The following is an 11,192-nucleotide window of genomic DNA, read 5'->3' as shown; positions in this document are numbered from 1 at the left end:
ATTTGCCACCACAGCGGGTGAGCCAGCCAGCGCGGCGCTGGTGCCAACCTCTCTAAAAGGGGTCGATGGCTATGAGAATTGACCAAGAGTGCGATCAGCTATTCATAGTGATCACTCACCACGCATTGCCAGCGTGGTTTTCGCCAGGGCGGCGAAGCATTACGACATCGATGCAGCGCGCGGCCGCTTCCCTCCCCCAGGCTCCCTCTATATACATTTTGTTTCCATTTGATATAACTATGGAGGCAAATGTAGACGAGCTTTACAAAAGCACCTAACGTGTTTGTAACCGTCGAAATGATGGTGGGTTTCTGGTTAGTTGTCAGCGACTTGTCAGTATCAAGCGCTAGGCACAATGGCGCACTGACTTGGATTTTTGGCCTAGAAATAGACCGTTTATCTTGAGATTTATTACGCTACAAGCTCTGCTTTTGGATAGCGGCTGTCAGGCACTAATCCCACGCCCCAGCATCGCCGTTCTAATAGTTCGGGATCCAATACAACGGCCAAGACACGCAAAACGCTGGTGGTGTTTATACAGATTTACACAGTTTGAAACAAAAAACACTGTTTTCTGGCGCACAGGATTCAGATATGTCTCATTTCAGCGTAAGGCCCCGTTACGTCATAGGCACCATGGACGCATATACCAGCGCAATTCTGAAAGCACGGATATCCCACCCAAGCCGGCCATCAAAAACTGCTTTGCTGGATATAGCATGGCTTATTGCAGCCGTTTTATTCGCAAAATGCGGCTCAACTCAAGCCCCCAACACCCCATCCCGCAACTGCGCCAGCGCCCCATTACCCAGCGCCTGCGCGTTGTAGCACAGCCCAATGCGGCGTTTGAGTTCCAGCCCCAGCGGCTGGGTCTGCACGCCCGGAATTGCTTGCGCGAGAGTTTCGGGCACGATCGCCCGGCCCACGCCGGCAGCCACTAGGTCCAGCGCCAGCGAGAAGTTGCCAGCCAGCGCGGCGGGGGTGTCGGCGCGGCTGCCGTAAATCGGCATCAGGCGTTGGTGGCTGGCGTGGCTGGGGCAGACGATCCAGTCGGTGGCGAGGTCTTGTGGGGTGCCCGCTGCGTGGTCTGGCGGCAGCGCTTGGTCGGGCAGGGCCAGCACATAGCGCTCGCTGAGCAGCGGTAAAAACAGCTCGTCCTCGCAGCGCAACTCTTCGCTGGCCAGGCGCGCATCGCCCTCGCACTGCGCCAGCAGGTGCAGCTGCAGGCCGGGCACGCAAGCACGGGCGGTGGCGGCCAAGTGCTGCACGGTGCTGCGGGCCACATCTTCTTCGACGCCAATGGTCAGGCGCGCACGCGCGCCGCGCTGGCGAAAGCGCTGGGCCAGGTCGTCGGCCTCGGCCACCATGCGGCGCAGTTGGGGGTAGAGCGCGCGGGCGTCGTCCGTCACCTCCACCCCCCGCGCCTTGCGCACAAACAGCGCCGTGCCCAGGGCCTCTTCCAGCAGGCGGATGCTGCCTGACAGCGCCGGCTGGCTCAGGTGCAGGCGCTGCGCGGCGGCGGTGATATTGCGCTCTTCAAAGACGGCCACAAAGGCGCGGAATTGGCGGTAGTCCATCTCAAGCCATAAGTAAAACGTATGAGTGAAAGAAGAATAAACCATTTTTCAAACGCCATACGCTCGCTCTACACTAGATTCTCTACTGATTCATCAGAAAAATCTATTTCTTTAGAAAGCCACACCACCATGCAAAACCGCCAACCCCTGATCGTCATCACCGGTGCCAGCTCGGGCATTGGCCTGGCCACCGCGCAGCTGTTTTCGTCGCTCGGCCACCCGCTGCTGCTGCTGGCGCGCCGGCTCGAGCCCATGCAGGCGCTGAACCTGCCTGGCACGCTGGCGCTCTCCGTCGACGTGACCGACCGCGCCGCACTGGCCGCCGCCGTGCAGCAAGGCGAAGCGCGCTTTGGCCCGGCCGATGCCATCGTCAACAACGCCGGCGTCATGCTGCTGGGCGAGATCACGCGCCAGGACCCGGACCAGTGGGACCGCATGCTCGACGTGAATGTCAAAGGTGTGCTCAACGGCGTGCATGCCGTTGCCGCCGGCATGGTGCAGCGCCAGCGCGGCAGCATCATCAATGTGAGCTCGGTCGCCGGCCGCAAGACCTTCCCCAACCATGTGGCCTATGTCGGCACCAAGTTTGCCGTGCATGGCCTGTCGGAAAACCTGCGCGAGGAACTCGCTGCCCACCATGTGCGCGTGACCACCATCGCCCCCGGCGCGGTGGAGACCGAGCTGCTCGGCCACACCACCGATGCGGCCATCAAGTCCGGCTACGAGGACTGGAAAACCGCCATGGGCGGCAAGGTGCTGGCGGCGCAGGATGTGGCCAATGCCATCCACTACGCCTATGCGCAGCCGGCCGGCGTCTGCATTCGCGAAATCGTGCTGGCCGCAACGCGCCAGCAAGCCTAAAAGCTCCGGCTCCACCCCGGCCACAGCCTCCATCGCCGCCAGCATGTTGCGGCCTTGGAGGCTTTTTGTGGACGACTGAAGATGCCCCACCCAAGCGAAACTGATCCTAAGTATTAGTTTTAATTAAGTTGTTATCAAAATCTCCGCTTAATGGCTAGTATTTGTAGAAATACTAATACTTAACGACCCTCTGTAAAACTCCCTGCCGTGGTCTGATCGCGGGCTCGGGCGATCCGCTGTGTTGTCTTTCTTGTCAATAGCGCGCTATTGACTGCAAAAGACGCCTTGCGCCTCATCCCGATCCGCGTCCATCCCGCTTGGCGAGGGTTTTGCAGAGGATCCTTAAAAATCCACCGCAAAACGCCTCAGCTGCTGCAGTGGATCCACAACGGAGACGACATGAAGACAACCTCGGGTCTCGATGTGCGCGCCTTGAAGATTTTCGAGGCCGTGGCGTCTTCGGGCAGCCTGTCCAAGGGGGCGGCGGCGCTGGGGGTCACGCAATCGGCGGTCTCACAGACGATCACGCAGATCGAGGCGATCTTGCAGACGCAGGTGTTTGACCGCTCGCAGCGGCCCTTCAAGCTCACGCCCGCAGGCATTGCACTCAGCCGCCGCGCCGGGCAGATTGTCGAGGACATGGAGCGGCTGGTGGTGCATGTGCGCGATGCCGACCTGGCCAGCCGCCCGGCCATCCGCGTCGGCATGATCGACTCCTTTGCCGCCACGGCAGGGCCGGCCATCGTCAAGAAGGTCACCGAGTCGGCCAGCCAGCTGCTGCTCTGGTCGGGCCTGGCCAACAGCCATGCGACGGCGCTGATGAAGCGCCAGCTCGACCTGATCGTCACGACAGACACGCTCGATGACATCGACCACATCGTGCGCCGCTCGATCTTCTCCGAGCCCTTTATCGCGGTGATCCCCAAGGTGCGCGAGAAAGAGTTCAAGAACGCCGACCTCACCACCTTGATCGAGAAGATGCCGCTGATCCGCTTCAGCGCCCGCTCCCACTTTGGCGCGCTGATCGAGCGCCACCTGCGCCGCCAGGGCTTCAGCCCACGCCCCTATCTGGAGATCGACACCTCCGACGTGGTCATGGCCATGGTCGCCGCCGACCTGGGCTGGACCGTCACCACCCCCATCTGCCTGCTGCAGGGCCGCACCTACAGCGGGCAGATCACCGCCATTCCGCTGCCCGGCGCCAGCCTGCACCGCACCATCTACCAGCTCTCCCGCGAGGGGGAGTACGTGGACATGGCCGAGAACTGCTTCCAAGTAAGCAGAAGCGTCATGGAAAACGACATCTTTCCCGATGTACGCCAACTGATCCCCTGGCTCAGAAGCGGGATCGCGCTGAGCTAGCCCACCCTTGCACAAGCCGCTGTCCATGGCTGGGATGCCGCCGCATCCGCGCCAGGGGAGTGTCTTGTCCAGCGATTGGCCAGCTCTTTAAAAAACAGGAAATCCAAGGAGACACATATGACCCTCAACCGCCGTTCTTTTATCCAACAAAGCGCCGCCGCCTCATTGGCCAGTGCGCTGTCGCTGCCCAGCTGGGCGGCCGATGCGACCGTCAAATACGGGGGCTCACCCTGGCTGGGCCACTACCCCGCCCACCTGGCGATGGCCGAGGGCTATTTGAAGGAGGTGGGCATCACGCAGGACTGGCAGTCCTTTGCCACCTCGTCGGCCCGCATGAGCGCCTTCATGTCCGGCGGTGTCGATATTGGCTGCGCCGGCATTGTCTCGGCATTGGCGCTGATGTCGCGCGGCGCCAAGCAGTTCGCGATCATTGCGATTCCGGAAAACTTTGGCCGCGTCGAAGGCCTGGTCGCCCGCAAAGGCATCGACTCCGTGGCCGATCTCAAAGGCAAGAAGATCGGCGTGACCTTTGCATCCAGCACCCACCTGCTGGTGCTCGATGTGCTGGAGCAGGCGGGCATCAAACCGGGCGGGGCCGATGTGCTCAACATCCCCGGCCCGGAGCTGCATGGCGCGATCAAGACCGGCCAGATCGATGCGGCCGCCGCCTGGACCCCGCACTTTGACAACATCCTGCGCGAGCCCGGCGTCAAGCTCTTGGCCGATGACTCGCAGTTCAGCCTCTACAAGTCCTTCAAGGTCACGCCCGGCCCCGATGTGCTGCTGGTGCGCCGCGAGTTTGCCGCCAAGAACGGCGACCTGGTCAAGCGCTACCTGTCGGCCTACTTCAAGGCCAGCGATCTGCTGCGCGAGCAGCCCGAGAAGGCCTCGCAGGCGCTGCTCAAGTTCACCGGCCTCACCATGAAGGAGCAGATGTCGGCCGTCACCGGCTCGGACTGGTACCCGCAGGCGCAGCAAAAAGAGCTGCTGACGGGCGAGTTTGTGCAAGGCCTGCAAAAGCTCGCCGAGATGCTGGTCAAGCACAAGCAGATTGACAAGGCCCCGGTCGTCAAAGACTGGATTGATGCCTCCTTTGTCTGAAGGCCGGAGCACACCCCGTGATCGCCAAACCCCCTTCTTCCATGGCGCTGGCCGCCACCAGTGCAGCCTCCGTGCTGCTGTTCATCGCCGTCTGGGAGGCCGTGTGCCGTGCAGGCCTGGTCGACCCCATCTTTCTGCCCCCGCCCAGCGCCGCGCTGGGCAAGGCCGCCGCCATGCTGGGCGATGGCACCTTCTGGCCCCACATCCTGGCGTCTGCGCGCCGGGTGATGATCGGCTTTTTGGCGGCCACCGCCGTCGCCATTCCGCTGGGCATTTTTCTGGGCACCTCGTCCTACGCCCGGGCGGCCTTTGACCCCATCCTGTCGTTTCTGCGCCCGCTGCCGTCGATGAGCTGGATTCCGCTGTCGCTCTTGTGGTTCGGCATCACCGAGACGCAGAAGTACAGCATCGTCTTCATGGGCTGCTTTGCGCCAGCGATGGTCTATGTGATCGAGGCCACGCGCAATGTCGATCCGCTCCTGGTGCGCGCCGCGCAAAACCTGGGCGCCAACCGCTGGCAGGTGATGAAGGAGGTGATCCTGCCGGGCAGCCTGTCGCAGATCCTGAGCGGCTTCAAGGTGATCCTGGGCCTGGCCTGGACCTGCGTGATCGCCGCTGAGCTGGTCGCCGCGCGCGAAGGGCTGGGCTTTCTCATCATGAATGGCAAGGAGTTCTTCCAGACCGAGGTGGTCGTGCTGGGCATGGTGCTCATCAGCACCACGGTGCTGATCACCGACTTTTTCTTCCGACTGATTGAAAACTGGGTACTGAGGTGGAAACAATGAACGCGCAACACAAAGGCCCGATGATCTCCATCCAGGGGATCGCCAAGCACTACGGGGATTTCAAGGCGCTCGAGCGCGTCGATCTGGAGATTGAAAAGGGCGAGTTCGTCGTGCTGCTGGGCGCCTCGGGCTGCGGCAAATCCACCCTGCTCAACCTGGTCACCGGTTTTGACAAGCCCACGGCCGGGCGCATCGTCGTCAACGGCCGCGAGGTCAACAAGGTCGATCCGCACTGCGGCATGGTGTTCCAGCAGTACGCGCTCTTTCCCTGGCTCACGGTGCTCGACAACGTCGCCTTTGGCCTCAAGATGAAGGGCATTGCCAAGGCCGAGCGCCTGCAGGTGGCGCGCCGCTTTATCGACATGGTGGGCCTGCAGGGCTTTGAGGACAAGTACCCCAATGCCTTGTCGGGCGGCATGCGCCAGCGCGTGTCCATCGCCCGGGTGCTCGCCAATGACCCCGATGTGATCCTGCTCGACGAGCCCTTTGCCGCGCTCGATGCGATGACGCGCCAAGTGCTGCAGGACGAGTTGCTGCAGATCTACGAAAAGAGCAAGAAGACCATCATCTTCATCACCCACTCCATCGACGAGGCGCTGCTGCTGTCCACCCGCATGCTGATCATGAGCGCGCGGCCCGGCCGCGTGGTCACCGACATCCGCAACGACCTGCCCATGCCGCGCAATGCACAGGTGCAGCTCTCGCCGCGCTACAACGAACTCAAGGGCCAGATCTGGGACACCGTGCAGTCCGAGGTCATGCGCAGCCTGCAGGCCACCCGCCACTAACCAACACCACCCCATGTCCAAGCAACCTACTTTCCCGAGCTACCAAGCGGGCTCGGGCTGGAATACCTTGCTCCCCAAAAGGCAGGCCCACACGCAGGCGCCCACGGAGCGGCACTTTGATGCCATCGTCATTGGCGCCGGCGTCACCGGCCTGGCCGCTGCCCGGCGCATTGCTGAGCTCGAGCCCCAGGCACGCGTGCTGCTGGTCGATGCCAGCACCGTGGGCGACGGCTCCTCGGGCCGCAACTCGGGCTTTTTGATCAACCTGCCGCACAACACCGGCATGTCCGGCCACGGCAGCCCCATCGAGGTGGCGCGCAAGCAGATGGCGCTCTACAACACGGGTCTGGCCTGGCTCAAATCGCTGATCGACCAGCACCAGATCGGCTGCGGCTGGAACCCTGTGGGCAAGTACCACGCAGCCGCCACGCCCGATGGTGCCGCCCGCCTCAAAAGCACGCTCCAGCAGTACCAGGACTGGGGCGTCGCCTATACCGAGCTGGAGCGCGATGCCTTGCAGCAGCAGCTGGGCACCACGCACTACCACTACGGCTACCACTCGGACAACAACGTCTTTGTGCAGCCCGCCGCCCTGGTGCGCGGCTTGGCCGACAGCCTGCCCGCCAATGTGCAGCTCTGGGAGGGCGAGCCCGTGCTGTCGCTGCACGAGGGCAAGCCCCACCGCGTGCGCACCGCCACGGCCGAGCTGAGCGCCCCGCGCATCGTCATCGCCAACAACGGTTTTGCCCGCAAGCTCGGCTTTGCGCGTGACCGCGTGTTCACCATCTACACCTACGCGGGCCTGACCGAGCCGCTGGACGAGGACGAGCTGAAAAAACTGGGCCCCGCGCCGGAATGGGGCGTGATCCCCGCCAACCGCCTGGGCACCACGTTGCGCAAGGTCGCGGGCGGGCGCTTCATGGTGCGCAGCTCGTACTCGTACGATAGCGAAGAGCCGCTCGCCGAAGTGCGCCAAGCGCTGCAGGGCTGCTACCAGATGCGCTACCCTCAGATGCGCTCGCATGCGCTGCCGCTGGTCTGGGGCGGCGTCACCGCCCTCACCCGCAACGGCGCGCTCTACTTTGGCCAGGTGGGCGATGGCCTCTACATTTCCATCGGCTGCAATGGCGCGGGCATGCTCAAGGGCAGCATGTTCGGCAAGCTGCTCGGCGAGATGGCCTGCGGCCAGCAGTCGCCCCAACTGGCCGATGCGCTGGGCTTTGAGCGCCCCAGCTGGCTGCCACCCGAGCCGCTGCGCCGCATCGCCGTGGTCAGCACCATCCAGTACCAGAAATACAAGGCCGGCATTGAGCGCTGATAAAGCACCCGCCTTTTGCCACCATTCAGGAGAACACCCCATGAGCAACAACACCATCACCCGCATCGGCGGCAACCACCGCATGTCCCAGGTCGTGCGCCACGACCACACCTTGTACCTGGCCGGCCAGGTGGCCGACCAGGTCGATGCCGGCATCAGCGGCCAGACCCAAGAGGTGCTTGCCAAGATTGACCGCCTGCTGGCCGAGCATGGCAGCCACAAGGAGCGCATCCTGAGCTGCCAGATCTACCTGGCCGATATGCGCCACTTCGCCGAGATGAATGTGGTCTGGGACCAGTGGGTCGCCGCTGGCCATGCACCGGCCCGCGCGACGGTGGAAGCGCGCCTGGCCAGCCCGGCCAAGCTGATCGAGATTTGCGTGGTGGCCAGCGCGGCCACTTGATGCCGCCGGCATGGCGCCCGCCATTGATGAGCCCCGCTCATGATGGCGGGCCATGCCAGCCGTCTAGTCATCACGGGGCTACATACCTACGTTGATAGGCATGAACTCTGATACCCACACCCCCATCCCCGCCCGCCCACTCAGTCGCAGCGGCCTGCAGGTCTCCGCCCTCGGCCTGGGCTGCATGGGCTTGAGCTTTGGCTATGGCCCCGGGGTTAGCCGCAGCGCAGGCGTGCAGCTGATCCGCGATGCCGCCGCGCAGGGCGTCACCTTTTTTGACACGGCCGAGGCCTATGGCGCCTTGAACGAAGAGATGGTTGGCGAAGCACTGGCGCCGGTGCGCAACCAGGTGGTGATTGCCACCAAGTTTGGCTTCAAGGATGGTGACTCTAAGAACCTGTTCAAAGTCTCCTCGCGCCGCGACAGTGTCTTTGCGGGATGGGATGCTAGGGGGGGGGGCGCCCAGCCGCGCCATACCGCAGCAATAGCCCAGCTATTGCGAGGATTTGCAACGACGCAGACCGCCCCTGCCCGGGCGGCCCTAGCCGGGCGCCCCTTCCCGGGCAGCGCAAAGCCACTGTCCCTTAGGGTTGGAGTGAAATCGGGCGATTTCTGCGCGCTGGCCCTTGCTTGCACCCCGGTGCAAGCTGCGCTCCATCCCTTCGAACTCATCCCGATTGCACTCCAACGCGGCTGCGTAGTGACTTTGAACAGGTTCTAAGGCCGGGCTCGACAGCCGGCCCGAGCGCATCCGCGCGGTGGTCCATGCCTCGCTGCAGCGCCTGCGCACAGACCCTATCGATCTGCTCTACCAGCACCGCGTCGATCCTGCCGTGCCGATGGAAGAGGTAGCCGGTGCCGTCAAAGACCTGATTGCCGAGGGCAAGGTGCGCTACTTTGGCCTGTCCGAAGCCGGCGTCGATTCGATCCGCCGCGCCCATGCGGTGCAGCCAGTGGCAGCGCTGCAAAGCGAATATTCGCTGTGGTGGCGCGAGCCCGAGCAGGCCACCTTGCCGCTGCTCGAAGAGCTGGGCATCGGCTTCGTACCCTTCAGCCCGCTGGGCAAGGGCTTTTTGACCGGAGCGATCCAGGCAGACACCGCCTTCAGCCCGGATGATTTTCGCAACATCGTGCCGCGCTTTAGCACCGAGGCGCGCCAGGCCAACCAGGCGCTGGTCGATGCGCTGGGCAGCATGGCGATTGAAGGCGCACGCTACCTCGGCCATCTGGCCAGTCGGTTCAGCCGTTGACACTTGCGGCCATCGCCCCAAGTGGCGCGTGCGGGTGCAACACCCCAGGGGCCTATGTCAGCGCTGCGCTCAGGCGGCCATCAACAGCCATATGCAGCCATATGCAGCCAGCCACCCAGATAAATACCGCCCATCAATGGGCGGAATGTGCTGCAGCCAGCATTGCGCCCCCTCTCCAGGTCAAAAACGACGACTTCTCCTCTCGCCTTGCGCATCAAATGCGCAGGCATTGCAATGCGTTGCAATCCCATTTTCATGACCTATATCAAGAATATTTGATAGCAAGATTTTGACAATCTTTAACAAAGTGAATAATCACATTCTTTTAGAAAATTGAATTTAGAAATATGCATAAGTACTTGTTTTTATGGACTATTGATGGCTCTATGCGTTTTGTATAGTAATTTTCTCATCTCTTATAACTATGATAAAAAACCTCATCATAAATTTAAATACTAAATGAGGTGAGAGCATGAAACTAGGACAACTGTTGGCGGGAATGCTGGTCAGCGTGCCAGCCATCGTTTTGGCCCAGGCCAATATCGACAACGGCACCTTGCGGGTGGGGGTGCGCAACGATGGCTCGTTGATGCCCGAAGAAATATCGCCACTGACGGGCATCACCTATTTGGCCAACGGCGCCGATGGTCTGACACCAGGGTGCTATTGCGAGGCCTGGGGCATTGCCGATGCCCTGAGCAATACGTCGGGATTTACCGGCGCCAGCGTGGGCATCCAAGGGATTACGTCAGAGTCGTTCACCTCTACGGCCACGACCGCTACCGCCGTGGCCAATGCCTTTGGCACCTTCCGCGTGACCCATGCTTTCGCGCCTTCTACGGCCACCAGCAATATTTACGAAGTCAAGGTCACAATCGAAAACATCTCGTCCGCACCGGTCGAGGCGCTGTATGGCCGCGCGATGGACTGGGATGTTTTCCCCACCCAGTTCAACGAATACACCACCATCCAGCGCGGCAGCAGCACGGCGCTGGTCTTCTCCAGCGACAACGGCTTCCATACCGCCGACCCGCTCGAGAGCGATTCGGGCATCCTGTTTGTCGACCAGGATGTGGTGGACAGCGGCCCGACCGACCACGGCGCGCACTTTCGCTTCAACTTTGGCACCATTGCGCCCGGCGCCAAGGTCGAATTCACCATCGGCTACGGCGTTGCGGGCAACCAGGTCGATGCGCTGGCCGCATTGGGCAGCTTTGGCGCCGAGGCCTATTCGCTGGGCAAGCCCAGTGAGAACCCTCCCGGCACCCCGAACACCGATGGCACGCCCAACACCTTTATCTTTGCCTTCAAGGGCATTGGCGGTGTGCAGCTGATTGGTGTCGATGCCGTCAATGACGCCGCCCCCGCCATCACCCGCCCCACCAGCGGCACCGTCACCGCTGTCAATGTGCTGGCCAATGACACGGTCGATGCGGCACCCGCCACCACCAGCAATGTGGCCCTGACGCCCGTGGGCACCTGGCCCACCGGCATCACCGTCACGCCCGATGGCAATGTGCTGATTGGCGCGACCGCCACGCCGGGCGCCTACACGGTGAGCTACCAGATCTGCAGCACCGTGCAGGCCACGCAATGCGATACGGCCACCGTCACCTTGGAGGTGACTGCCCCCGTAGTGGTCGTGCCCAAGGCGGTGCCGGTCGGCCACCCCCTGGCGCTGGCGGGCCTGGGTTTGCTGCTGGTCGGCCTTGCCCGCCGAAAACTGGTCTGAGTCTGCGGCGCGTCG

Annotated in this window: 10 protein-coding genes and 2 pseudogenes; 10 read left to right on the top strand and 2 right to left on the bottom strand. The window is 62.5% G+C overall.

What is annotated here, in order from left to right; translation table 11 throughout:
• Positions 1-761 precede the first annotated feature (761 nt).
• Positions 762-1,577, bottom strand: a complete 816-nt coding sequence (locus tag N4T19_RS17255; RefSeq protein ID WP_260718623.1) for a LysR family transcriptional regulator — start codon at positions 1,575-1,577, stop codon at positions 762-764.
• 129 nt (positions 1,578-1,706) lie between these two features.
• Between N4T19_RS17255 and N4T19_RS17250 the strand changes: the two genes are divergently transcribed.
• The 9 genes and pseudogenes from N4T19_RS17250 to N4T19_RS17210 all read left to right on the top strand — a co-directional run.
• Positions 1,707-2,438 carry an SDR family oxidoreductase gene (locus N4T19_RS17250; protein WP_260718622.1) on the top strand — a complete coding sequence of 244 codons (732 nt, stop codon included), beginning with the start codon at positions 1,707-1,709 and terminating at the stop codon, positions 2,436-2,438.
• A gap of 399 nt (positions 2,439-2,837) precedes the next feature.
• A complete protein-coding gene (locus N4T19_RS17245; RefSeq protein WP_260718621.1) occupies positions 2,838-3,800 on the top strand; it encodes a LysR family transcriptional regulator in 963 nt (320 codons plus the stop codon).
• 117 nt (positions 3,801-3,917) lie between these two features.
• Positions 3,918-4,901: an ABC transporter substrate-binding protein gene (locus N4T19_RS17240; RefSeq protein ID WP_260718620.1), complete on the top strand. Its 984-nt coding sequence runs from the start codon at positions 3,918-3,920 to the stop codon at positions 4,899-4,901.
• A 41-nt stretch (positions 4,902-4,942) separates the two neighbouring features.
• Positions 4,943-5,686 (top strand): ABC transporter permease, encoded by a 744-nt coding sequence (locus N4T19_RS17235; RefSeq protein WP_021028878.1) that lies wholly within the window; start codon positions 4,943-4,945, stop codon positions 5,684-5,686.
• 20 nt (positions 5,687-5,706) lie between these two features.
• Positions 5,707-6,474 (top strand): ABC transporter ATP-binding protein, encoded by a 768-nt coding sequence (locus tag N4T19_RS17230; RefSeq protein ID WP_116925529.1) that lies wholly within the window; start codon positions 5,707-5,709, stop codon positions 6,472-6,474.
• Between the two features lie 13 nt (positions 6,475-6,487).
• Positions 6,488-7,792 (top strand): NAD(P)/FAD-dependent oxidoreductase, encoded by a 1,305-nt coding sequence (locus tag N4T19_RS17225; protein WP_182344521.1) that lies wholly within the window; start codon positions 6,488-6,490, stop codon positions 7,790-7,792.
• A 40-nt stretch (positions 7,793-7,832) separates the two neighbouring features.
• Positions 7,833-8,195, top strand: a complete 363-nt coding sequence (locus tag N4T19_RS17220; RefSeq protein WP_116925455.1) for a RidA family protein — start codon at positions 7,833-7,835, stop codon at positions 8,193-8,195.
• Between the two features lie 184 nt (positions 8,196-8,379).
• Positions 8,380-8,583 (top strand): annotated as a pseudogene (locus N4T19_RS17215) (aldo/keto reductase); the annotation flags it as partial.
• Between the two features lie 337 nt (positions 8,584-8,920).
• Positions 8,921-9,427: pseudogene (locus tag N4T19_RS17210) on the top strand (aldo/keto reductase); the annotation flags it as partial.
• A gap of 98 nt (positions 9,428-9,525) precedes the next feature.
• Here the strand turns inward: N4T19_RS17210 and N4T19_RS17205 are convergent.
• Positions 9,526-9,702, bottom strand: a complete 177-nt coding sequence (locus N4T19_RS17205) for a hypothetical protein (protein ID WP_260718619.1) — start codon at positions 9,700-9,702, stop codon at positions 9,526-9,528.
• A 215-nt stretch (positions 9,703-9,917) separates the two neighbouring features.
• On the opposite strand from N4T19_RS17205, the gene N4T19_RS17200 reads away from it, so the two are divergent.
• On the top strand, positions 9,918-11,177 hold the full coding sequence (locus N4T19_RS17200; RefSeq protein WP_182344515.1) for an Ig-like domain-containing protein: 1,260 nt from the start codon (positions 9,918-9,920) through the stop codon (positions 11,175-11,177).
• Positions 11,178-11,192: the final 15 nt, after the last annotated feature.

The sequence above is a fragment of the Comamonas squillarum genome (assembly GCF_025309455.1).
Taxonomy (GTDB): Bacteria; Pseudomonadota; Gammaproteobacteria; order Burkholderiales; family Burkholderiaceae_C; genus Comamonas; species Comamonas squillarum.
Note: the sequence above shows the minus strand (reverse complement) of the source record. Positions and strands in the feature narration are given on the sequence as shown.